Source organism: Mesorhizobium sp. XAP4 (assembly GCF_029269325.1).
In the GTDB taxonomy this organism is placed as follows: Bacteria; Pseudomonadota; Alphaproteobacteria; order Rhizobiales; family Rhizobiaceae; genus Mesorhizobium; species Mesorhizobium ciceri.
The window spans coordinates 959,705-982,245 of sequence record NZ_JARIXW010000001.1 but is presented as its reverse complement, the minus strand read 5'-3'; the positions used below and the strand labels follow the sequence as shown (position 1 = coordinate 982,245).

Annotated in this window: 19 protein-coding genes and 1 riboswitch; of the genes, 5 read left to right on the top strand and 14 right to left on the bottom strand. The window is 64.0% G+C overall.

Annotation, left to right across the window (positions count from 1 at the left end; genetic code table 11):
* Window positions 1-2: 2 nt before the first annotated feature.
* The 14 genes from P3C39_RS04910 to P3C39_RS04845 form a co-directional block, all read right to left on the bottom strand.
* The gene (locus tag P3C39_RS04910) at window positions 3-1,508 is read right to left on the bottom strand and encodes an NADH-quinone oxidoreductase subunit M (RefSeq protein WP_024501357.1); all 1,506 of its coding nucleotides are present in this window, start codon (window positions 1,506-1,508) and stop codon (window positions 3-5) included.
* Window positions 1,508-3,481: an NADH-quinone oxidoreductase subunit L gene (nuoL, locus tag P3C39_RS04905; RefSeq protein ID WP_064993750.1), complete on the bottom strand. Its 1,974-nt coding sequence runs from the start codon at window positions 3,479-3,481 to the stop codon at window positions 1,508-1,510. Before nuoL ends, P3C39_RS04910 begins: the two co-directional genes overlap by 1 nt.
* Before the next feature lie 10 nt (window positions 3,482-3,491).
* A complete protein-coding gene (gene nuoK, locus P3C39_RS04900; RefSeq protein ID WP_010910101.1) occupies window positions 3,492-3,800 on the bottom strand; it encodes an NADH-quinone oxidoreductase subunit NuoK in 309 nt (102 codons plus the stop codon).
* Window position 3,801: 1 nt separating this feature from the next.
* Window positions 3,802-4,422: an NADH-quinone oxidoreductase subunit J gene (locus P3C39_RS04895; protein WP_013531099.1), complete on the bottom strand. Its 621-nt coding sequence runs from the start codon at window positions 4,420-4,422 to the stop codon at window positions 3,802-3,804.
* 125 nt (window positions 4,423-4,547) lie between these two features.
* Complete coding sequence (nuoI, locus tag P3C39_RS04890; protein ID WP_013531098.1) at window positions 4,548-5,039, bottom strand: NADH-quinone oxidoreductase subunit NuoI; 492 nt, start codon at window positions 5,037-5,039, stop codon at window positions 4,548-4,550.
* The gene (gene nuoH, locus P3C39_RS04885; RefSeq protein ID WP_013531097.1) at window positions 5,039-6,082 is read right to left on the bottom strand and encodes an NADH-quinone oxidoreductase subunit NuoH; all 1,044 of its coding nucleotides are present in this window, start codon (window positions 6,080-6,082) and stop codon (window positions 5,039-5,041) included. Before nuoH ends, nuoI begins: the two co-directional genes overlap by 1 nt.
* Before the next feature lie 2 nt (window positions 6,083-6,084).
* Window positions 6,085-8,166, bottom strand: a complete 2,082-nt coding sequence (gene nuoG / locus P3C39_RS04880) for an NADH-quinone oxidoreductase subunit NuoG (protein WP_064993751.1) — start codon at window positions 8,164-8,166, stop codon at window positions 6,085-6,087.
* A gap of 73 nt (window positions 8,167-8,239) precedes the next feature.
* Window positions 8,240-8,929, bottom strand: a complete 690-nt coding sequence (locus P3C39_RS04875) for an NADH-ubiquinone dehydrogenase (protein ID WP_027160548.1) — start codon at window positions 8,927-8,929, stop codon at window positions 8,240-8,242.
* 71 nt (window positions 8,930-9,000) lie between these two features.
* Window positions 9,001-10,305, bottom strand: a complete 1,305-nt coding sequence (gene nuoF, locus P3C39_RS04870) for an NADH-quinone oxidoreductase subunit NuoF (protein WP_013531094.1) — start codon at window positions 10,303-10,305, stop codon at window positions 9,001-9,003.
* 10 nt (window positions 10,306-10,315) lie between these two features.
* A complete protein-coding gene (locus P3C39_RS04865) occupies window positions 10,316-11,596 on the bottom strand; it encodes an NADH-quinone oxidoreductase subunit E (protein ID WP_013531093.1) in 1,281 nt (426 codons plus the stop codon).
* On the bottom strand, window positions 11,597-12,787 hold the full coding sequence (locus P3C39_RS04860) for an NADH-quinone oxidoreductase subunit D (protein WP_024501361.1): 1,191 nt from the start codon (window positions 12,785-12,787) through the stop codon (window positions 11,597-11,599).
* Entirely contained in the window at window positions 12,788-13,390 is a 603-nt protein-coding gene (locus P3C39_RS04855) for an NADH-quinone oxidoreductase subunit C (protein ID WP_275952790.1), read from the bottom strand.
* A gap of 4 nt (window positions 13,391-13,394) precedes the next feature.
* On the bottom strand, window positions 13,395-13,976 hold the full coding sequence (locus P3C39_RS04850) for an NADH-quinone oxidoreductase subunit B (RefSeq protein WP_013531090.1): 582 nt from the start codon (window positions 13,974-13,976) through the stop codon (window positions 13,395-13,397).
* Window positions 13,967-14,332, bottom strand: coding sequence for an NADH-quinone oxidoreductase subunit A (locus tag P3C39_RS04845; RefSeq protein WP_010910112.1), 366 nt, complete (start codon window positions 14,330-14,332; stop codon window positions 13,967-13,969). The genes P3C39_RS04850 and P3C39_RS04845 overlap by 10 nt, the downstream gene beginning before the upstream one ends.
* 332 nt (window positions 14,333-14,664) lie before the next feature.
* On the opposite strand from P3C39_RS04845, the gene P3C39_RS04840 reads away from it, so the two are divergent.
* The 5 genes from P3C39_RS04840 to cobG all read left to right on the top strand — a co-directional run bounded on the left by P3C39_RS04840 (window position 14,665) and on the right by cobG (window position 22,540).
* Window positions 14,665-15,864 carry a winged helix-turn-helix domain-containing protein gene (locus P3C39_RS04840; RefSeq protein ID WP_275952788.1) on the top strand — a complete coding sequence of 400 codons (1,200 nt, stop codon included), beginning with the start codon at window positions 14,665-14,667 and terminating at the stop codon, window positions 15,862-15,864.
* A gap of 30 nt (window positions 15,865-15,894) precedes the next feature.
* Window positions 15,895-16,099: riboswitch (cobalamin riboswitch) on the top strand.
* 38 nt (window positions 16,100-16,137) lie between these two features.
* Entirely contained in the window at window positions 16,138-16,566 is a 429-nt protein-coding gene (locus P3C39_RS04835; RefSeq protein ID WP_013531088.1) for a DUF1636 family protein, read from the top strand.
* A gap of 2 nt (window positions 16,567-16,568) precedes the next feature.
* The gene (cobW, locus tag P3C39_RS04830; RefSeq protein ID WP_275952787.1) at window positions 16,569-17,606 is read left to right on the top strand and encodes a cobalamin biosynthesis protein CobW; all 1,038 of its coding nucleotides are present in this window, start codon (window positions 16,569-16,571) and stop codon (window positions 17,604-17,606) included.
* Window positions 17,607-17,624: 18 nt separating this feature from the next.
* Complete coding sequence (cobN, locus tag P3C39_RS04825) at window positions 17,625-21,050, top strand: cobaltochelatase subunit CobN (protein WP_275952786.1); 3,426 nt, start codon at window positions 17,625-17,627, stop codon at window positions 21,048-21,050.
* Window positions 21,047-22,540: a precorrin-3B synthase gene (gene cobG, locus P3C39_RS04820; protein WP_275952785.1), complete on the top strand. Its 1,494-nt coding sequence runs from the start codon at window positions 21,047-21,049 to the stop codon at window positions 22,538-22,540. Before cobN ends, cobG begins: the two co-directional genes overlap by 4 nt.
* Window position 22,541: the final 1 nt, after the last annotated feature.

The window sequence follows — 22,541 nt, the reverse complement described above, 5'->3', positions numbered from 1 at the left end:
GGTCAGTTCGCCGCCGCGGTCTGCGCGGCGCCGATGGATGCAGTGACATTGGTGACGAGCGACTTGACCGATTGGGCCGTCGCGTCGAAGACCGGGGCGGGATAGACGCCGAAGAAGATGACCAGCACGACCAGCGGGTAGATGATCACCTTCTCGCGCGGCGACAGGTCGAGCAGGCCCTTCAGGCTCTCCTTGGTCAGTGCGCCGAAGATCACCCGGCGGTAGAGCCAGAGCGCGTAGGCGGCCGACAGGATGACGCCGGTGGCGGCGAAGAACGCCACCCATGTGTTGACCCGGAACACGCCGAGCATGGTCAGGAACTCGCCGACGAAGCCGCTGGTCCCGGGCAGGCCGACATTGGCCATGGTGAAGATCAGGAACACCGTGGCGTATTTCGGCATGTTGTTGACCAGCCCGCCATAGGCCGCGATCTCACGTGTGTGCATGCGGTCGTAGATGACGCCGACGCACAGGAACAGCGCGCCGGAGACGAGGCCGTGGCTGAGCATCTGGAAGATCGCGCCCTGCACGCCTTCCTGGTTCATGGCGAAGATGCCCATGGTGACGAAGCCCATATGAGCAACCGACGAATAGGCGATCAGCTTCTTCATGTCCTCCTGCATCAGCGCCACCAGCGAGGTGTAGATGATGGCGACGACGGACAGAGCGAAGACCAGCGGCGCGAACATTTCCGAAGCCAGCGGGAACATCGGCAAGGAGAAGCGCAGGAAGCCGTACCCGCCCATTTTCAACAGGATGCCGGCCAGGATGACGGAGCCCGCCGTCGGCGCCTCGACGTGCGCGTCGGGCAGCCAGGTGTGCACCGGCCACATCGGCATCTTCACCGCGAAGGAGGCGAAGAAGGCAAGCCATAGCCAGGTCTGCATGTTGGCCGGGAAGTTGTGGGTCAGCAGCGTCGGGATGTCGGTTGTTCCGGACTGGAAGAACATCGCCATGATGGCGAGCAGCATCAGCACCGAACCGGCGAGCGTGTAGAGGAAGAACTTGAACGAGGCGTAGACGCGCCGCTTGCCGCCCCAGACGCCGATGATGATGAACATCGGGATCAGGCCGGCTTCGAAGAAGACGTAGAACAGCACGATGTCCAGCGCGCAGAACACGCCGATCATCAGCGTTTCGAGCAGCAGGAAGGCAATCATGTAGGCCTTGACGCGCTTCTCGATCGATTCCCACGAGGCCAGGATGCAGAGCGGCATCAGGAAGGTCGTCAGGATGACGAACAGCATCGAGATGCCGTCGACGCCCATATGGTAGGAAATGCCGGAATCGAGCCAGGCGACCTTCTCGACGAACTGGAAGCCGGACTGCGAATTGTCGAATCCGGTCCAGATGAACAGCGAGATGATGAACGTGAACGTCGTCGTCAACAGCGCGATGGCGCGGATGTTGCGGCGTGCATTTTCGCTGTCGTCATTGATGAACAGGATAAGCAGCACACCAACCAGCGGCAGGAAGGTGACCAGCGAGAGGATTGGCCAGGCGGTCATCAGAGCATCATCCAGGTGACGAGTGCGGCAACGCCGATCAGCATGGCGAAGGCGTAGTGGTAGAGATAGCCGGTCTGCAGCTTGACGACGCGGTTGGTGACATCGACGACGCGCGCCGAAATACCGTCGGGGCCGAGGCCGTCGATGACGGTGCCGTCGCCGGTCTTCCACAGGAAGTGGCCGAGGCGCTTGGCGGGCCGCACGAACAGGAAGTCGTAGAGCTCGTCGAAATACCACTTGTTGAGCAGGAAGGCGTAGAGCCCGCGATGCTGCGCGGCCAGGTTGACCGGCATTTCCGGCGAGCGGATGTAGAATTTCCAGGCCAGCGCGAAGCCGATCAGCATGGCGATGAAGGGCGACAGTTCGACCCACAGCGGCAATTCATGGATGTCGTGCAGGATGTGATTGTCAGGCAATGTGAACAGCGATGCCTTCCAGAACTCGGCATAGCCCTCGCCGATGAAGGCGTTGTGGAAGATGACGCCGGCAAACAGCGCGCCGGCAGCCAGGATGAACAGCGGCACCAGCATCACCGGCGGCGATTCATGGACATGGTGCATCACCTCATGGCTCGCCCGCGGCTTGCCGTGGAAGGTCATGAAGATCAGCCGCCAGGAGTAGAAGGAGGTGAAGCAGGCGGCGATGACCAAAAGCACGAAGGCCATGCCGGCAACCGAATTGTGGCCGGCAAAGGCGCTCTCGATGATGGCGTCCTTGGAGAAGAAGCCGGCGGTGCCGATGACCGTCACCGGAATGCCGACGCCGGTCAGCGCCAGCGTGCCGATCACCATCATCCAGTAGGTGGTCGGGATCAGTTTCCTGAGGCCGCCCATCTTGCGCATGTCCTGCTCGTCGGACACGGCATGGATGACCGAGCCCGAGCCGAGGAACAGCAGCGCCTTGAAGAAGGCATGCGTGAACAGGTGGAAGATCGCCGCGCCATAGGCGCCGACGCCGAGCGCCACGAACATGTAGCCGAGCTGCGAGCAGGTCGAATAGGCGATGACGCGTTTGATGTCGTTCTGGACGAGACCGACGGTGGCCGCGAAGAAGGCCGTGAAGGCACCGATGAAGGTCACGACCGTCAGCGCCGAATGCGACAGTTCGAACAGCGGCGACAACCGCGCCAGCATGAACACGCCCGCCGTCACCATGGTGGCGGCATGGATCAGGGCCGAAACCGGCGTCGGGCCTTCCATGGCGTCCGGCAGCCAGGTGTGCAGCGGCACTTGCGCCGACTTGCCCATGGCACCCATGAACAGGAGCAGGCAGACGATCGTCATGGCCGCCTGCTTGTCCAGCGCATGGCCAAGGAAAGTCAGCACCGCGGCACCCTGCGGCGCGCCTTCAGCGGGGATGAACGTCGCCGCATTGGCGAAGATGGTGCCCAGATTGACCGAGCCGAACAGCACGAACACGCCGAAGATGCCGAGCGCGAAGCCGAAATCGCCGACGCGGTTGACGACAAAGGCCTTGATTGCCGCGGCATTGGCCGACGGCTTCTTGTACCAGAAGCCGATCAGCAGATAGGACGCCAGCCCCACCCCTTCCCAGCCGAAGAACATCTGCACGAGGTTGTCCGCCGTCACCAGCATCAGCATGGCGAAGGTGAACAGCGACAGGTAGGCGAAGAAGCGCGGCCGGTTCGGATCGTGGTGCATGTAGCCGATCGAATAGATGTGGACCAGCGCCGACACGGTGTTGACCACCACCAGCATGACCACCGTCAGCGTGTCGATCCGCAGCGCCCAGGACGCTTCCAGCCCACCCGACTGTATCCAGCGCAGCACGGGCACGGTGAACACCTCGCCATGGCCGAAACCGACGGTGAAGAACGCGACCCACGACAGCACGGCCGCGATCACCAGGAAACCCGAGGTGATGTATTCGGACGCCTTGGCGCCGAGCGACGTGCCGAACAGGCCGACGATCAGGAAGCCGAGCAGGGGAAGGAAGACGATGGCCTGATACATGGTGGTTCCGTCAACCCTTCATCATGTTCACGTCTTCGACCGCGATCGAGCCGCGGTTGCGGAAGAAGACGACGAGAATGGCAAGTCCGATGGCGGCTTCGGCCGCCGCGACCGTCAGCACGAACAGCGCGAACACCTGGCCGACCAGATCGCCGAGTGCTGCCGAAAAGGCGACGAAATTGATGTTGACCGCCAGCAGGATCAGCTCGACCGACATCAGGATGACGATGACGTTCTTGCGGTTCAGGAAGATGCCGAACACGCCGAGCGTGAACAGAACAGCCGATACGGTCAGATAATGTGCGATGCCGACAACCATCTCAGAGTCCCTCGCCTGTCTTGACCTTGCGGATTTCCATGCCGGTCGCCGGTGTGCGGCCGACCTGGGCTGCGATCGACTGCCGCTTGACGCCTGGCTTGTGGCGCAGCGTCAGCACGATGGCGCCGATCATGGCGACCAGCAGCACGAGGCCCGAAATCTGGAAGTAGTAGAGGTAGTCCGTATAGAGGATGTCGCCGAGCGCGGCGGTATTGGTCCGCGTGGCAAGATCCGGAATGGGCTTGGAGACCGTCGAAGCGAGCTGCGGCGCGAAGGTGTAGCCGCCGAGAACCACGATCAGCTCCGCCGCCAGGATCAGCCCGACCAGCGCGCCGATCGGCGCATATTGCAGGGCGCCGCTCTTCAGTTCGGCGAAATCGACGTCGAGCATCATGACGACGAACAGGAACAGAACCATCACCGCGCCGACATAGACGACGAGCAGGATCATCGCCAGGAACTCGGCGCCGGTCAGCATGAACAGGCCGGCGGCGTTGAAGAAGGTCAGGATCAGGAACAGCACCGAATGCACGGGGTTGCGCGACGAAATGACCATGAACGCCGATGCCACCGCGACAAAGGCGAAGAGGTAGAAAAAGGCCGCCTCTAGTCCACTCAACATTGGGGATCCCCCGGGTTCCTGTACAAACAGGACAACCGTCCTGTTTCGATGTTTGCTGCCGCCTCCGGCCGCAAGTTTCGTTGTGTCCTTAGACGAGGCCCCTCGCCCCGTCCATGCGTCAAATATCAGCGGTAGGGCGAGTCCAGCGAGATGTTGCGCGCCAGCTCGCGCTCCCACCGGTCGCCATTCGCCAACAGCCTGTCCTTGTCGTAGTAGAGTTCCTCGCGCGTCTCCGTCGCGAACTCGAAATTCGGCCCCTCGACAATGGCGTCGACCGGGCAGGCTTCCTGGCAGAAGCCGCAATAGATGCACTTCACCATGTCGATGTCGTAACGCACCGTGCGGCGGGTGCCGTCATTGCGGCGCGGGCCGGCCTCGATGGTGATGGCCTGCGCCGGGCAGATCGCCTCGCACAATTTGCAGGCAATGCAGCGTTCCTCGCCGTTCGGGTAACGGCGCAACGCATGCTCGCCGCGGAAGCGCGGGCTGGTCGGCCCCTTCTCGTGCGGATAGTTGATCGTCTCCTTCGGCGCGAAGAACTGGCGCATCGACAGGAAGAAGGCGCTGACGAAATCCTGCAGCAGCAGCGATTTGGCGGCTTGGGAAAGAGCGGACATCACGCAAACCCCGTGATCTTGAGGAAGGCCGCGGTGGCGACCACCATGAACAGCGAGATCGGCAGGAACACTTTCCAGCCAAGCCGCATCAATTGGTCGTAGCGGTAGCGCGGCACGAAGGCCTTCACCATGGAGATGCCGAAGAACACGAAGCAGACTTTCAGCACGAACCAGATGACGCCCGGCACCCAGGTGAACGGCGCGAAGTCGAACGGAGGCAGCCAGCCGCCGAGGAACAGGATGGTGGCCAGCGCGCACATCAGCACGATGGCGACATACTCGCCGAGGAAGAACAAAAGGAACGGGGTCGACGAATATTCGACCATGTGGCCGGCGACCAGTTCCGATTCGGCTTCCACCAGATCGAAAGGCGGGCGGTTCGTCTCGGCCAGCGCCGAGATGAAGAAGATGATGAACATCGGGAACAGCGCCAGCCAGTTCCAGTCGAGGAAGGTGTTGGGCAGGCCAAGCCGCGTACCAATTCCATCATGCTGCGACAGCACGATATCGGTGAGGTTGAGCGAGCCGGCGGTGAGCAGAACGGTGACGATGACGAAGCCGATCGAGACTTCGTAGGACACCATCTGCGCGGCCGAGCGCAGCGCGCCGAGGAACGGATATTTCGAGTTCGACGCCCAGCCGCCCATGATCACGCCGTAGACCTCGAGCGAGGAGATGGCGAAGACATAGAGGATGCCGACATTGACGTTGGCGATCGCCCAGCCGTGGCTGACCGGGATGACCGCCCAGGCCGAGATCGCCAGCACGGCCGACACCAGCGGCGCCAAAAGAAACACGCCCTTGTTGGCGCCTGACGGGATGACCGGCTCCTTGAAGACGAACTTCAACAGATCGGCGAAAGCCTGCAGCGTGCCCCAGGGGCCGACGACGTTCGGGCCACGGCGCAATTGCACCGCCGCCCAGATCTTGCGGTCGGCGTAGAGGATGTAGGCGACGAAGATCAAAAGAACGACGATCAGCACGACTGACTTCAACAGGATCAGCAGCGCCGGCAGCACGTAGAAGGAGAAGAAAGTGTCCATGCTTATTCTGCCGCCTGCTTGAAGCCGCTCTTGGCCAGTGCCGAGCATTCCGCCATCACGGCCGATGCCCGCGCGATCGGGTTGGTCAGGTAGAAATCCGTCACCGGCGAGGTGAAGGTGCCCTTGTTCAGCCGTCCGCCGAGCTTCGCCACCTCGGCGATATCCTCGGCATTGCCGGCCGCGACCTGGTCGATACGGGCCAGATGCGGGTATTCGCCATAAAGCTTGGCGCGCAGCTGCGGCAGCGAATCGAACGGCAGTTTCTTGCCGAGCACATCCGACAGCGCCCGCAGGATCGCCCAGTCCTCGCGCGCCTCGCCCGGCGCGAAGCCGGCGCGGTTGGTCTGCTGCACGCGCCCTTCGGTGTTGACATAGGTGGCCGATTTTTCCGTGTAGGCGGCCGCCGGCAGGATGACATTGGCGCGGTGCGCGCCCTGGTCGCCATGCGTGCCGATATAGACGACGAAGGCGCCGCCGGTCTTGGCCATGTCGATCTCGTCGGCGCCGAGCAGGAACAAGAGCTCCATTTCGCCCAGCATGCCGGCAACGTTTCTGCCGCCCTCGCCCGGCACGAAGCCGAGATCGAGACCGCCGACGCGCCCGGCCGCATTGTGCAGCACGGCAAAGCCGTTCCAGTCTGCGCGAGCAGCGTTGACGGCGGCCGCGAGCTTGGCCGCCTGGCCGAGCACGGCTGCGCCATCGGCACGCGCCAGCGCGCCCTGTCCGACGATGATCAGCGGGTGTGTCGCCTTCTTCAGCGTCTGGAAGAACTTGCCGTTTCCGTCGGCCAAATCCTTCAGCGAATCCGGCCCGGCGCCCAGCTGTTCGTAGTCGTATCGGGTATCGCCGACATCGCCGATGACACCGACCGGCAGATTGCCGGTCCGCCAGCGCTTGCGGATACGGGCGTTGAGCACCGAGGCTTCATAGCGTGGGTTGGCGCCGATGATCAGCACCGCATCGGCCTGCTCGATGCCTTCGATGGTCGGGTTGAAGATGTAGCTCGCACGGCCGAGCGCCGGGTCGAGTGCAGCGCCATCCTGGCGGCAATCGGTGTTCTTCGAGCCGAGCGAAGCCATCAGCAGCTTGAGCGCATAGGTTTCTTCGACGGCGGCGAGATCGCCCGCGATAGCGCCGATCTTTTCGGGCGCCGTCTTCGACACTGCATCCTTGATCGCGGCGAAGGCCTCGGCCCAGCTGGCGGCAACCAGCCTGCCGTCCTTGCGCACATAGGGGCGGTCGAGACGCTGCGTGCGCAGGCCGTCCCAGATGAAGCGGGTCTTGTCGGAGATCCACTCCTCGTTCACCGCCTCGTTGACGCGCGGCAGGATGCGCATCACTTCGCGGCCCCGGCTATCGACGCGGATCGCCGAGCCGACCGCATCCATCACGTCGATGGATTCGGTCTTGGTCAGCTCCCACGGCCGCGCCTGGAAGGCGAATGGCTTCGAGGTCAGCGCGCCGACCGGGCAAAGGTCGATGACATTGCCCTGCAGCTCCGAGGTCATCGCCTGTTCGAGATAGGTGGTGATCTCGGCATCCTCGCCACGGCCGATCAGGCCCAGTTCGGAAATGCCGGCGACTTCGGTGGTGAAGCGGACGCAGCGCGTGCAGTGGATGCAGCGGTTCATCACCGTCTTCACCAGCGGTCCGATGTATTTGTCTTCGACCGCGCGCTTGTTCTCGTGATAGCGCGAGGAATCGACGCCGAAAGCCATCGCCTGGTCCTGCAGGTCGCATTCGCCGCCCTGGTCGCAGATCGGGCAATCCAGCGGATGGTTGATCAGCAGGAACTCCATCACGCCTTCCCTGGCCTTCTTGACCATCGGCGTGTTGGTGAAGATTTCCGGCGCCTCGCCATTCGGGCCGGGACGCAGGTCGCGCACGTTCATGGCGCAGGAAGCCTGCGGCTTGGGCGGCCCGCCCTTCACCTCGATCAGGCACATGCGGCAATTGCCGGCGATCGACAGCCGCTCATGGAAGCAGAAGCGCGGCACTTCCGCGCCAGCGTCTTCCGCCGCCTGCAGCAGCGTGTAGTGGTCGGGTACAGTGATCTCTTTCCCGTCGACCTTGAGCTTTGCCATTCGCCTCAAACCCCTGCGGAGTTCCCGCAATCTCTTTTTCCGGACGCGGTCGAGACCACGTCGGGCACTTCATTCACTTCTTGACGGCGAGCGCCGCCGCTTGAGCTGTCCAATCGTCGCGGCCGATGCGGCCGCCGAGCGACAGATAGTCCTCGACCCAGGCAACCTCTTGCGGCGTCCATGCCGCGATCTGGGCATACGTCCAGATGCCGAGGCCGTTGAGAACCTTTTCCAGCTTGGGCCCGATGCCCGATATCGCCTTGAGATCCGCCGGTTTCGCCGGCTTCTCCACGGCCTTGGGCTGCCTGAAATCCTCGGGCAACAGCGCATCGCCGACGCCGCTTGTTGCTGGAGCGGCGTTTGCGGCCGGCACGGCAGTTGCGGCTTCCTTGGCGGCAATATCGGTGACCTCCCTGGCGAAGGACTGCGCCTCGGCGATCATGGTTTTCGCCGTCGCCCGCGCCTTGGTGGAGGAAGAGTTCGGATCATCGAACTGCGCGACGCGCGCCTCGAAATCATCGACGATCGGCTGCAGCAGCCGTTGCGAGGCTTCTGCCGCGCCTGAAAACGCGCCCAGCCAGACGCCGAAAGCATGATTGGCAAGCCCGAGGCCAAGCGCCGACATCGCCGCCGCGCCCGCCACAGGATGCACGAAAAGGTTGACGGCACTGGCCATCTCCTTCGGCATCATCCTGGTCAAGTCCTGGTTCATCTTGTCGATCTGGTCCAAATTGGGCATCAGCGGGTTCGAATACGGCGCCATAGAGTTCTCCTGGTCGTTTCGTCGTTCGCCCCGCCCTTCGCTGCGGACTTTCGTCCGCGTAAAACGTTCTTCTATTCCGCCGCCACCATCACAGGCTCGGCCCGGTGCGCATTGCGCGAAAACTCGTCGATGCGCCGCTCCACTTCGCCGCGGAAATGCCGCATCAGGCCCTGGATCGGCCATGCCGCCGCGTCGCCCAGCGCGCAGATCGTATGGCCTTCGATCTGCTTGGTGACGTCGAGCAGCATATCGATCTCGCGCTTCTGCGCCTCGCCGCGCACCAGCCGTTCCATCACCCGCCACATCCAGCCGGTGCCTTCGCGGCATGGCGTGCACTGGCCGCAGCTCTCGTGCTTGTAGAAGTAGGAAAGCCGCGCGATCGCCTTCACGACATCGGTCGACTTGTCCATGACGATGACAGCCGCGGTTCCGAGGCCGGATTTGAGATCGCGCAGCGCGTCGAAATCCATCGGCGCGTCGATGATCTGCTCGGCCGGCACCAGCGGCACCGAAGCGCCGCCCGGTATGACCGCCAAAAGATTGTCCCAGCCGCCGCGAATGCCGCCGCAATGCGTCTCGATCAGTTCGCGGAACGGGATCGACATCGCCTCTTCGACCGTGCACGGATTGTTGACATGGCCGGAGATGCAAAACAGCTTGGTGCCGACATTGTTGGGCCGGCCGAAGGACGAGAACCAGGCCGCACCGCGGCGCAGAATGGTCGGCGCAACCGCGATCGATTCGACATTGTTGACCGTGGTCGGGCAGCCATAGAGGCCGACATTGGCCGGGAATGGCGGCTTCAGCCGCGGCTGGCCCTTCTTGCCTTCGAGGCTTTCGAGGAGCGCTGTCTCCTCGCCGCAGATATAGGCGCCGGCGCCGTGGTGCATGTAGATGTCGAAATCGTAGCCGGACGTGTTGTTCTTGCCGATCAGCTTGGCCTCATAGGCCTCCTCGATCGCGCGCTGCAGCGCCTCGCGCTCGCGGATGAACTCGCCGCGCACATAGATGTAGGCGGCAACCGCACCCATGGCGAAACCGGCAAGCAGCGCGCCCTCGACCAGCGTGTGCGGGTCGTTGCGCAGGATGTCGCGGTCCTTGCAGGTGCCGGGCTCGGATTCGTCGGCATTGATGACCAGGTAGCTCGGCCGGCCATCGCTCTGCTTGGGCATGAACGACCATTTGAGGCCGGTCGGGAAGCCGGCGCCGCCACGGCCGCGCAGGCCCGACGCCTTCATCTCGTTGACGATCCACTCGCGGCCCTTGGCGACGATGCCGGGCGTGTTATCCCAGGCGCCGCGCGCCATCGCGCCGGCCAAGGACTTGTCGAACAGGCCGTAGATATTGGTGAAGATGCGGTCTTTATCCCCGAGCATTTTTCGTCCCTCAGACCGGCTTCTTGCCGAAGACGCGGATGTATTCGGCGACGCCACCCTTGGCGAGCGCCTTGGCCTGCTTGACCCAGTCGTCGCGATCGATGCGGCCCTGGAAAGAGAGATAGCCATCCACCCACTCGCGTTCGGCCTTCTTCCACGACGCGACCTGCGCGAAGGTAAAGATGCCCAGCGTATGCAGGATGCCCTCGATCTTGGGGCCGACGCCGGAGATCAGTTTGAGGTCATCGACCTGTGCCGGCCTGTCGATGCCGGCCGGGCGGTTCTTGTCCCCGAGCGACGGTTTGGCCGGCTTGGCGGCCGGTACCTTGACCTCTGGCGCCTTGAAGGCGGAGGCCGGCTCGGCCTTGGTGATGGGGCCACTGCGCTGCTTGGAAACCTGCTCGACTTTGGAGTCTGCCTTGTTGGCATTGGCGGCCGAATGCAGTGGAGCGGCAACACTCGCCGCCTTTTCAACCGCCGGCGCGACCTTGGTTTTTGAAGGCGTCTTCAACGCCGGGCTGGTTTCAGGGGCGTCGGTCTTCGGCTTGCTGGTGTTGGACGGTGCGACAGGGGCCGCGGCCGGCGCCGGCACCGGCGCTGCGACGATCGCGTCGGGTGCCGCCCTGGCGGCCTTGGCCGCCTCCCTGGCTTCCCTGTCGCGGGTCGACTTGAGGATCGCCTTTTCGCTCTTCAGCGTGGTGAGGCCGGAGGCCGGCTCCGAGCCGGTGCGGCCATTCTGCGGCCCCGGTTCTACCGCAGCACCCTTGCCGGCGTCATAGAGATCGATGATTTCAGCCAGGCGTTCCGGCGTCAGATCCTCGAACGTGTCCTTGAAGATCATCACCATCGGTGCGTTGACGCAGGCACCGAGGCATTCCACCTCTTCCCAGGACAAGGTTCCCTTGTCGTTGGTGTGGAACTGGTCGTGATGGACTTTGGAGCGGCAGACATCCATCAGCGCTTCCGAACCGCGCAGCATGCAGGGCGTGGTGCCGCAGACCTGGATGTGCGCACGCGTGCCGACCGGATTCAACTGGTACTGCGTGTAGAAGGTCGCGACTTCCAGCCCGCGGATGCGGGGCATGCCGAGCATGTCGGAGATCGTCTCGATCGCCGCCTTCGTCACCCAGCCTTCCTGCTCCTGTGCTATCATCAGAAGCGGGATGATGGCCGACTGTTCACGGCCCTTCGGGTACTTCTTGATCCATTGCTTCGCAGCCGCGGCATTCGCCCGGTTGAAGGCGAAGGATGCTGGCTGGACGCTGGCTTCTGCGAGACGGCGGACTGACATTTAGCGATCGACCTCACCAAACACGATGTCGAGGGAGCCGAGAACGGCGGTGACGTCGGCCAGCATGTGGCCGCGGCAGAGGAAATCCATCGCCTGCAGATGCGCGAAACCCGGCGCGCGCAGCTTGCAGCGGTAGGGCTTGTTGGAGCCGTCGGAAACCAGATAGACGCCGAATTCGCCCTTCGGCGCCTCGACAGCGGCGTAAACCTCGCCGGCCGGCACGCGATAACCCTCGGTGTAGAGCTTGAAGTGATGGATCAGCGCTTCCATCGAGCGCTTCATCGCCTGGCGCTTGGGCGGCACCACTTTGCCGTCGAGGTTCGACACCGGGCCGGTGCTCTCCTTGCCGAGCAAAAGGTCGACGCACTGGCGCATGATCTTCGCCGACTGGCGCATTTCTTCCATGCGCACGAGGTAGCGGTCGAAGCAGTCGCCGTTCTTGCCGATCGGAATATCGAAATCCATCTCCGAATAGCATTCATAGGGTTGCGACTTGCGCAGGTCCCAGGCTGCACCCGAGCCACGCACCATCACGCCCGAAAAACCCCAAGCCCAGGCATCCGCCAGCGAGACGATGCCGATATCGACATTGCGCTGCTTGAAGATGCGGTTGCCGGTCAGCAGCCGGTCGAGGTCGTCGATCGACTTCAGGAACGGGTCGATCCACTTGCCGATGTCCTCGACCAGCTGACGCGGCAGGTCCTGATGGACGCCGCCGGGCCGAAAATAAGCGGCATGCATGCGCGAACCGGAGGCGCGCTCATAGAACACCATCAGCTTTTCGCGTTCGACGAAGCCCCACAGCGGCGGCGTCAGCGCACCGACGTCCATCGCCTGCGTCGTCACATTGAGGATGTGCGACATGATGCGGCCGATCTCGCTGTAGAGAACGCGGATCACCTGGCCACGCTTCGGCACCTCGATGCCGAGCAGACGCTCGGCGGCCAGCGCAAAGGCATGTTCCTGGTTCATCGGCGCGCAATAGTCGAGCCGGTCGAGATAGGGTACCGCCTGCAGATAGGTTTTGGCTTCGATCAGCTTTTCGGTACCGCGATGCAGCAGTCCGATATGCGGATCGACGCGATCGACGACTTCGCCGTCCAGCTCCAGCACAAGGCGCAAAACGCCGTGCGCCGCGGGGTGTTGCGGGCCGAAATTGATGTTGAAGTTGCGGACGGAGGTTTCAGCCATTTACTGCTTTGCCTTCTCGTCACCCGGCAGCACGTAATCCGTACCTTCCCACGGGGACAGAAAATCGAAATTGCGGAATTCCTGCTTGAGCTCGACCGGCTCATAGATAACGCGCTTGGCCTCGTCGTCGTAGCGCACCTCGACGAAGCCGGTCAGCGGGAAATCCTTGCGCAAGGGATGGCCTTCGAAGCCATAGTCGGTCAGCAGGCGGCGCAGGTCGGGATGGCCGGAGAACAAAACGCCGTAGAGATCGTAGGTCTCGCGCTCGAACCAGTCGGCGCCGGGATAGACGCCGGTGATCGACGGCACCATGGTTTCCTCGTCGGCCTGCACCTTGACGCGGACGCGCACATTCTGCTTCGGCGACAACAGGTGATAGACGACGTCGAAACGCTTGGCCCGCGACGGATAGTCGGCGCCGCAGACATCGATGATCGAGATGAACTGGCAGCGCGCATCGTCGCGCAGGAAGGTCATCACCTCGACCAGATCGCGCGGCTCGACATGGACGGTGAGTTCGCCATAGGCGATATCAGCCTCGTTCACGCGGCCGATCAGCTTCTCGCCGAGATAGGTCGACAGTTCGCTCAGGGATGCGGTCATGGATTTACCGTTCGATCGTGCCGGTGCGGCGGATCTTCTTCTGCAAGAGAAGAATGCCGTAGAGCAGCGCTTCGGCGCTCGGCGGGCAGCCGGGCACATAGATGTCGACCGGCACGATGCGGTCGCAGCCGCGCACCACCGAATAGGAGTAGTGGTAATAGCCGCCGCCATTGGCGCAGGAGCCCATCGAGATGACGTAGCGCGGCTCCGGCATCTGGTCGTAGACCTTGCGCAGCGCCGGCGCCATCTTGTTGGTCAGCGTGCCGGCGACGATCATGATGTCGGACTGGCGCGGAGACGCGCGTGGCGCGACACCGAACCGCTCCGAATCATAGCGCGGCATCGAGGTGTGGATCATCTCGACCGCGCAGCAGGCGAGGCCGAACGTCATGAACATCAGCGACCCGCTGCGCGCCCAGGTGATGAGCGCCTCGGTCGAAGTGACCAGAAAGCCCTTGTCGGCCAACTCGTTGTTGATCTCGAGGAAGAAGGGATCGTCCTCCCCCACCGGCCTGCCGGTGTTGGGATCGATGATGCCCTTGGGCTTCGGCGCGACGAGGGTGCCTGAACTGTCGTTCAATCCCATTCCAGCGCTCCTTTTTTCCATTCATAGGCAAAGCCGATGGTCAGCACCGCCAAAAAAACCATCATCGACCAGAAACCGAGCATTCCGATCTTCGAAAACGACACCGCCCACGGAAACAGGAAGGCTACTTCCAGGTCGAAGATGATGAACAGGATCGACACCAGGTAGAAACGGATGTCGAACTTCATGCGGGCGTCGTCGAACGAGTTGAAACCGCACTCGTAGGCGGAAAGCTTTTCGGGATCGGGATTGCGGTAGGCCACCAGGAAGGGCGCGGCCAGCAGCGCCAGGCCGACAACCAGCGCCACGCCTATGAACAGGACGATGGGCAGGTATGAGCTCAAGAGTGCGTTCATGCTCGGCTTTCCGTTGGCGCCAATCCACGTTGATTACAGCACCGGACCCTAATGCGGAAGCGTGACAGTTTAACCGCTGAACCGTTTTAAGGGCCTATGCTGCAACGCGGCGAGGGTTAGCGCAGCACTTCCAGCGAAGCAAGTCAAACCTTGTTCAAAACATCGACCTGGACGGCATATCGCGGCAAACTGGTCCGATCCGCTCCTGTTTGATTTCCTTCGCTTTTTACTCCACTTTTCTCTCCTGACATGAATGCTGCCAAAACCCTGCTAGCATTGGGTTGGAATCAGCCATTCGACCCTCGGTCAAAACACTTCAAAGTGATACCTGCATGAAGGAAAAGATCTCGCTCCCGATGGCCCGGCGCATCGCCCTTGCCGCCCAAGGGTTCCTCGATCCTCGCCCGACCGGCACGCCCGACCGCCGGCATTTTGCCCGCACGCTCTCCCGCACCGGCCTGTTGCAGATCGATTCCGTCAGCGCGGTGGTGCGCGCTCATTATATGCCGCTCTATTCGCGCCTTGGCCCCTACCCGCTCGCTCTGCTCGACAACGCGGCCGTGACGCGCAAGCGCATGGTTTTCGAATATTGGGCGCACGAGGCCTCCTTCCTGCCGGTCGAGACATACCCGCTGATGCGCTGGCGCATGCAGCGCGCCGAGCGGGGCGAGGAAATGTATCTGGGTCTCGCCAAATGGGGCCGCGAACACGCCGCCTACATCGAAGAGATCTACCGCGAGGTCGCCGAGCGCGGCCCGATCGCCGCTTCCGCGCTGGAGGGCCAGAAAGGTTCGGGCGGCTGGTGGGGCTGGAGCCATGCCAAACACGCCTTCGAATGGCTGTTCTGGGCCGGCCGCATCACCACGGCGCACCGCCGCGGTTTCGAGCGCTTCTATGACCTGCCCGAGCGCGTGCTGCCGCAGGCGATCCTCGATCTGCCGGTGCCGACGCCTGAGGACGCGCACCGCGAATTGCTGCGCATTTCCGCCCGCGCCCACGGCGTGGCGACTTCAAGCGATTTGCGCGACTATTTCCGCCTGTCGCCGGCCGATATGAAAGGCCGGTTGGAGGAACTGGTTGAAACGGGCGAGTTGCTGCCGGTGCGTGTCGAAGGCTGGGACAAGCCGGCCTATCTTCACCGGGACGCCCGTCTGCCGCGCAAAGTCGAGGCCCGCGCCTTGCTGGCACCCTTCGATCCGGTCGTCTTCGAGCGCTCGCGCACCGAGCGGCTGTTCGATTTCCACTACCGCATCGAGATCTACACACCGGCCGACAAGCGGCAGTATGGCTATTATGTCCTGCCGTTCCTGCTCGGCGACCGGATCGTGGCGCGCATCGACCTCAAGGCAGATCGCCCGGCCAGCATACTGCGCGTCCATGCAGCCTATGCGGAGCCCGGTGCGCCGCCTGAAACTGCTGCGGAGCTGTTCGAGGAATTGAAGCAGATGCAAGGTTGGCTCGGGCTCGAACGCATCGAAGTGACGCCTGCCGGGGATTTGGGGCCGGCGCTGGCCGACATAGCCGTGTCGTAAGCTCGCGTTGACACCGCCGCCCGCAAAAGCCTAAATCCGGTTCCAGATGGTCCCTTGCCCGCAACGGCAAGGGCTAAGAGGGAATGCGGTGCGGGGCAAAATCCCAAATCCGCGGCTGTCCCCGCAACTGTAAGCGAAGAGCCAAGGCCGAAAGCCACTGGGAGTTCCCGGGAAGGCGGCTACCCAAGGCGATGACGCGCGAGCCAGGAGACCTGCCGTCTGCGACTGTAGAATCCGATCGCCCGGCGGGTTTCCGGGCAAGGAGCCCGATCTTTGGACCACGACAGCAGTTTTTCGGCTGGCACAGCGGATATTTCGTCCGGCCATGATGATGCCTTGGCCGGCGTCACCATCATCGTCTGCGGCTCCTGCCGCAATGAGACCGGCTCCGACGCTCATCCCCGCGCCGGCGAGTTGCTGACGGACGACACGCGCCGCGCCGCCGCTGGCGACGATATCCGCATCCGCAGCGTCGAATGCCTTGGCAATTGCAAGCGGCGCCTCAGCGCCGCGATCCTGCGCGACGGTTGCTGGAGCTATGTCTTCGGCGACCTGACCGCGACCAGCGGCGCCGACCTCGTGACAGGCGCAAAGCTCTTCGCCACCTCGAAAGATGGCCTGATCCCGTGGCGTGGCCGCCCCGATAGCCTCAAGCGCGGCCTCGTGGCCCGCATTCCACCCATCGACATGCTGAAGGATTGACCATGACCACTTCCGTATCCCGCGTTCCCTGCACCGTCGTCACTGGCTTCCTCGGCGCCGGCAAGACGACGCTGGTCCGCCATCTCCTGGAAAACGCCGGCGGCAAGCGCATCGCCATCATCGTCAACGAATTCGGCGACATCGGCATCGATGGCGAGATCCTCAAGGGATGCGGTATCGACACCTGCCCCGAGGAAAACATCGTCGAACTGGCCAATGGCTGTATCTGCTGCACCGTCGCCGATGATTTCGTCCCGGCGCTCGACCAAATCCTGTCGCTGACGCCGAAGGTCGACCATATCCTGATCGAAACCTCGGGCCTGGCATTGCCCAAGCCGCTGGTCCAGGCCTTTCAGTGGCCGAGCGTGAAAAGCCGGGTGACCGTCGATGGCGTCATCGCCGTGGTCGACGGACCGGCATTGGCCGAAGGCCGCGTCGCCAACGACATGGAGGCCCTCCAGGCGCAGCGCGCCGGGGACGAGACGCTCGACCACGACGATCCGGTGGAAGAACTGTTCGAGGACCAGATCGCCTGCGCCGACCTGATCATCCTGTCGAAGAGCGACCTGATGGACGCCGCCGGCACCGCCCGCGCCAATGCCATCATTGGCGAACACTCCGCCCGCGCGGTGAAGATCGTGCCGACGTCGCATGGCAAGGTCGATCCCTCGGTGCTGCTCGGGCTCGGTCTCGCCGTCGAGGACGACATCGAGAACCGCAAATCCCATCATGACGGCGCCTTCGACCACGAGCATGACGACTTCGACACGTTCATCGTCGACATTGCCTCGATCGCCAATCCGGACGAGCTGGCAAAGCGCGTCGCCACCGTCGCCGAAGAAGAGAACGTGCTGCGCGTAAAAGGCTTCGTCGAGGTCGGCGGCAAGCCGATGCGGCTGTTGCTGCAGGCCGTCGGACCGCGCGTCAATCATTACTATGACCGTGCCTGGACCGCTGAGGATGACCGCCGTTCGCGCCTCGTCGTCATCGGCCTGAAGGGGCTGAACCGCCCGGCGATCGAGCGTATACTCGCCGGCTGATTTCGGACACGGGTCGCGATGCACATCCTCACCACGACATCCGCCTCGCTCGACGACCTCGCCGAGCCGGTCGATCTGCGGCAGACGCCGGCGGATATCGTGGCGCTGTCCTTCACCGACAGCGACCTCGCCGGACTGGCGGCGGCGTGGAGGACCGATGCCGACCGCCTGCCCTCGATGCGGCTGGCCGCACTGCGCGACCTGCGCCATCCCATGTCCGTCGACCTCTGGGTCGACAGCGTCGCCCGCCATGCCAAGATCATCCTCGTGCGCATCCTCGGCGGCTACGACTGGTGGCGCTACGGCTGCGACCAGCTTGCCTCGACCGCCCGCGAACGCGGCATAAAACTGGCGCTGCTGCCCGGCGAATGCCGCGACGAGGATCTGCGCCTGATCGAAGCCTCGACGCTGCCGCGCGAGGAGTTGGACGGCCTGCTCGACTATTTCCGCGAGGGCGGCCCGGCGAATATGAGCGCACTGGTGCGGAAATTGGCGCGGCTGGCGGGGTCGGATGCGGAAGTTATCGGCCCGGTGGTGGTGCCGAAAGCTGGTTTTTACGTGCCTGGAAGTGGAGTTGTGGAGAAGCGGGACTTATCGAATGCTGGCGCTTACAACGTCAACGCTCCTATCATCCCCATCCTGTTCTATCGCTCGATGCTGCTGGCCGCCGATGTCGCGCCCATCGATGCGCTTGTTGAAGCGCTGCGGCAGCGCGGCATCGACCCAGTCCCGATCTTCGTCTCCAGCCTCAAGGACCCAACCTCCCTCGCCTTCGTGGAAACAGCACTGACGGCGCTGAAGCCCGCCGCCATCATCACCGCGACCGCTTTCGCCTCAGGCGCCGAACCCGGCATCGAAACGCTATTCGACCGCGCCGGCGTGCCTGTCTTCCAGGTCATCGTCGCCACCACCCGCCGCGACATCTGGCAAAACAACCAGCGTGGCCTGGCACCCGCCGACCTCGCCATGCATGTCGTGCTGCCCGAACTCGACGGCCGCGTCCTCGCCGGCGCCATTTCCTTCAAGGGCGAGACCGAGACCGATCCCGCACTCGGCCACCGCGCCTTCGCCAACCGGCCGGAACCGGATCGCGTGGCGCAGGTCGCTGACCGCGTCGCGGCCTTCATCAAGTTGCAGGAGACACCCCGCGCCGGGCGCAAGCTGGCCATCCTAATCCCGGATTACCCTAGCGCTCCTGGTCGAACCGGCTATGCCGTCGGCCTCGACGTGCCGTCCAGCGTGCTCGCCATGCTGCATGACCTGAAGGAGCAGGGCTATGTGATTGAGGGGATTCCGCAGACGCCGCGTGGGTTGCTGGATTTGCTTGAGCGGAGTGCCGACGGGTTGGGGCTGGACGATTATCTCGCTCTTTCGACGGAATTGCCGACAGGTGCAATTGCTGCAGTCGAGGCTGCTTGGGGGAAGGCAGAAGACGAGACAGGTTTGCGCGAGGCGCCCCCCTCTGTTCTACCGGAGGGGGGCGCCTCGCGCCAACCTTCGCGACCGACCACTGCACGTTTCCCCTTCCGCGCCGCCACCTTCGGCAACGTCACCATCGCCCTCGCCCCCGACCGCGGCTGCTCCGTCGACCGCCGCGCCGACTACCACGACCCGACGCTGCCCCCGCGCCATGCGCTGATCGCCTTCGGCCTCTGGCTGCGCAAGTCGCTCGGCGTTCACGCGCTGGTCCATGTCGGCGCCCATGGCACGCTTGAATGGCTGCCGGGCAAAACCGTTGCTCTGTCGGAAAACTGCTTTCCGGAGATCGTCACCGGTCCCCTGCCCGTCATCTATCCCTTCATCGTCTCCAACCCGGGCGAAGCGGCGCAGGCCAAGCGGCGCATTGCCGCCGTCACCCTTGGCCATTTGCCGCCACCGCTGACCGGCGCCGGGCTGGACGAAAACCAGCACAAGCTCGAGCGGCTGGTCGATGAATATGCCCAGGCCGACGGGCTCGACCGTCGCCGCCGTGACCGACTGGCGAAACTGATCGTCGACACCGCGCAAAAAACCGGTCTCGCCTCCGAAGCCGGCGTTGCCAGAACCGACGCGCCCGACGAGGCCTTGCGCCGCATCGATGCCTGGCTCTGCGACCTCAAGGATTTCGCCATCAAGGACGGGCTGCATATCTATGGCCGCGCTCCGGAGGATGAGCCGGACGCCATGCGCCGGCAAAGTGCTGAAGCCGAGAAGACGGCGCTGCTCGCCGCGCTCGATGGCGGCCACGTCAAGGCCGGTCCGGCCGGCGCGCCTGCGCGCGGCCGCTCGGACGTCTTGCCCACCGGCCGCAATTTGTTCACCTCGGACCCGCGCACCATGCCGACGCCGACCGCCTATGATTTGGGCAGGGCAGCGGCGGAGGAAGTCGTGCGCGGCTACATGCAGTCGCATGGCGACTGGCCACGCTCGCTGGTCATCGATCTCTGGGGCTCGGCATCGCTGCGCACCGGCGGCGAGGAGATCGCTCAAGGCCTGGCACTGATGGGCTGCCGGCCGCAATGGGATTTGGCCACCGGCCGCATCACCGGCATCGAAGTGCTGCCGCCGGCCACGCTCGGAAGGCCACGCGTCGATGTCACATGGCGCATATCAGGCCTGTTCCGCGACATGTTCCCGACCCAGATCGCGCTGATCGATGCCGCAGCCAACGCGGTTGCCGCGCGCGACGAGGACGATTCGGAAAACCCGCTCGCGGCCAAAACCCGCGCCGACGGCAAGATCAGCCCGCGCATCTTCGGCACCTCGCCGGGCACCTATGGCACCGGCGTCGAGGATCTCATGTCCTCCGGCGACTGGGCGGCGCGCGAAGAAATCGGCCGCGCCTATCTCGACGCCACCTCGCATGCCTATGGCGGCGCAGAAGGCGAAGGCATCTCGGCGCCCGGCGCCTTCGAGGGCCGCATCGCCGAAGCCGATCTTCTCGTCCACACCGGCGACGACCCCGGCCGCGACATCCTCGAGGGCTCCGCCGATGTGGCCTTCATCGGCGGCTTTTCGGCCGCCTTGGCAACCCTCGGCAGGAATGCCGACGTCATCGTGCTCGACACCACGGACCCGCAAAAGCCGAAGCCACGCTCGATCAGTGAGGCCGTAGCGCGTGTCGTGCGTGCTCGCGCCGTTAATGCCCGTTTCATCGCTGGCCAGATGCGGCACGGCCCGCGCGGTGCCTCCGAATTCGCCGAAACCGTCGACCGGCTGGTCGGCTTCGCCGAAACCACGCACGCCATTTCGGGAACGCTGATCGAGGCGGTTCATGATGCCTATCTAGGCGATCCCATGGTCCGCGCCTTCATCCTGCGCGAGAACCCCGCCGCGGCAAAAATCATTGCCGAACGCTTCCTGTCGGCGCGCCGGCGTAGTCTCTGGCACCCCTTGCGCAATTCCATCGACGACGATCTCGCAGCCCTGATCGCCGAGGCAGAAGCGCTTGGAGTGGCGGCATGAGCGCCTTCTCGCGCCGCGGCGCCTGTCCGGCTTTGTCGGCGCCGATGCAAACCGGCGACGGCCTGCTGGTGCGGCTCAACCCGGTCGCTGGGGGGATGTCGCCAGAGTCGTTGATCGGACTAGCCGAATCCGCTTTGCGGCACGGCAATGGCATCATGGAAGTCACCGCGCGCGGCAGCCTGCAGATACGCGGCCTGACGGCGCAAAGTGCTGCGCTGCTGGCGGCGGAGGTCGATGCGCTTGATATCGCGGTTCGCACCGGCGTGCCGGTCGAGACCGGGCCGCTGGCCGGCATTGATCCGCAAGAGATTGCCGATCCCCGGCCGCTGGCTGAACGTATCAGGGCTGCGATCGAAGAAGCTGGGCTCGTACAACGCCTAGGGCCGAAGGTGTCGGTCGTTGTGGACGGCTGCGGGCAACTCACCATGGATGCGGTCACGGCCGACGTGCGGCTTGCTGCAACGCGCACCGATGCGGGAGTTCGGTGGCGGGTGTCTGTCTCGGGTGACGGGAGGAATGCGAGGCCGCTGGCGTTTGCCGATCAAGGTGCGGCGCGCGATATTGCCGTTGCAGCTCTAAGGATGGTTGCAGAGAAAGGCCGCGAGGCCCACGCAAGGGATTTATCGGAGAGGCAATTAGTGTCTTTGGCGGGTTGGCTGTGCTCGACGAGTTTGCGCGAGGCGCCCCCCTCTGTCCTGCCGGACATCTCCCCCTCAGGCGGGGAGATTGGCAGCTTCGACGCCGGCTTTTCCTTAACAGCACCGGAGATTGGCGAAACCATCGGTGACGGCGTAATCTCCCCCCTAGAGGGGGAGATGTCCGGCAGGGCAAAGGGGGGCGCCTCGCGCAAACCTATCGGCCTTTTCCCCTTAGCCGGCCACGCCACCGCCCTCGGCATCGCCCTGCCCTACGGCAGCATGCCGGCCGACAAGCTCATCAGCCTCGCCCAACACGCCCTCGCCCTCGGCACGTCAGAAATCCGCCTCGCCCCCGGTCGCGCCCTGCTCTTCCTCGGTCAACCAACCGCCGCCAACCACCCCCTCCAGCACACCGCCGCCACCCTCGGCTTCGTCATCGCCCCCACCGACCCGCGCACGCGCATTGCCGCTTGCCCGGGCATGCCGGCCTGCGCCTCCGGCCGCATCGCCACACGCGACATCGCCGAGACGATAGCCGCTGAAACAGCCGACATCCTCGACTTCACCCTTCACATTTCCGGCTGTGCCAAAGGCTGCGCCCACCCCGGTCCGGCAGCGCTGACGATCGTCGGCGGCGAAAATGGAGCCGGACTTGTCGTGAACGCGACGGCAAAGGCCCTTCCTGCCGGCTACAGGCCGGGCTATGACGCCGCGCGCGGCATCGGCCGCGTCGCGGCGATGATCCGCAGCACACGATATCAAGGTGAAACCGCCGCCGCTTGCCTGACAAGGCTCGGGCCGGCCGGTATCGCCGAGGCCTACCGACAGGCCCAAACTGAAAAACGGAAATGAG

Excerpts from the sequence above, each read along its gene's own strand:
- P3C39_RS04910 (WP_024501357.1), bottom strand. The coding sequence starts at position 1,508 with ATGACCGCCTGGCCAATCCTCTCGCTGGTCACCTTCCTGCCGCTGGTT.
- nuoL (WP_064993750.1), bottom strand. The coding sequence starts at position 3,481 with ATGTATCAGGCCATCGTCTTCCTTCCCCTGCTCGGCTTCCTGATCGTC.
- nuoK (WP_010910101.1), bottom strand. The coding sequence starts at position 3,800 with ATGGTTGTCGGCATCGCACATTATCTGACCGTATCGGCTGTTCTGTTC.
- P3C39_RS04895 (WP_013531099.1), bottom strand. The coding sequence starts at position 4,422 with ATGTTGAGTGGACTAGAGGCGGCCTTTTTCTACCTCTTCGCCTTTGTC.
- nuoI (WP_013531098.1), bottom strand. The coding sequence starts at position 5,039 with ATGTCCGCTCTTTCCCAAGCCGCCAAATCGCTGCTGCTGCAGGATTTC.
- nuoH (WP_013531097.1), bottom strand. The coding sequence starts at position 6,082 with ATGGACACTTTCTTCTCCTTCTACGTGCTGCCGGCGCTGCTGATCCTG.
- nuoG (WP_064993751.1), bottom strand. The coding sequence starts at position 8,166 with ATGGCAAAGCTCAAGGTCGACGGGAAAGAGATCACTGTACCCGACCAC.
- P3C39_RS04875 (WP_027160548.1), bottom strand. The coding sequence starts at position 8,929 with ATGGCGCCGTATTCGAACCCGCTGATGCCCAATTTGGACCAGATCGAC.
- nuoF (WP_013531094.1), bottom strand. The coding sequence starts at position 10,305 with ATGCTCGGGGATAAAGACCGCATCTTCACCAATATCTACGGCCTGTTC.
- P3C39_RS04865 (WP_013531093.1), bottom strand. The coding sequence starts at position 11,596 with ATGTCAGTCCGCCGTCTCGCAGAAGCCAGCGTCCAGCCAGCATCCTTC.
- P3C39_RS04860 (WP_024501361.1), bottom strand. The coding sequence starts at position 12,787 with ATGGCTGAAACCTCCGTCCGCAACTTCAACATCAATTTCGGCCCGCAA.
- P3C39_RS04855 (WP_275952790.1), bottom strand. The coding sequence starts at position 13,390 with ATGACCGCATCCCTGAGCGAACTGTCGACCTATCTCGGCGAGAAGCTG.
- P3C39_RS04850 (WP_013531090.1), bottom strand. The coding sequence starts at position 13,976 with ATGGGATTGAACGACAGTTCAGGCACCCTCGTCGCGCCGAAGCCCAAG.
- P3C39_RS04845 (WP_010910112.1), bottom strand. The coding sequence starts at position 14,332 with ATGAACGCACTCTTGAGCTCATACCTGCCCATCGTCCTGTTCATAGGC.
- P3C39_RS04840 (WP_275952788.1), top strand. The coding sequence starts at position 14,665 with ATGAAGGAAAAGATCTCGCTCCCGATGGCCCGGCGCATCGCCCTTGCC.
- cobW (WP_275952787.1), top strand. The coding sequence starts at position 16,569 with ATGACCACTTCCGTATCCCGCGTTCCCTGCACCGTCGTCACTGGCTTC.
- cobN (WP_275952786.1), top strand. The coding sequence starts at position 17,625 with ATGCACATCCTCACCACGACATCCGCCTCGCTCGACGACCTCGCCGAG.
- cobG (WP_275952785.1), top strand. The coding sequence starts at position 21,047 with ATGAGCGCCTTCTCGCGCCGCGGCGCCTGTCCGGCTTTGTCGGCGCCG.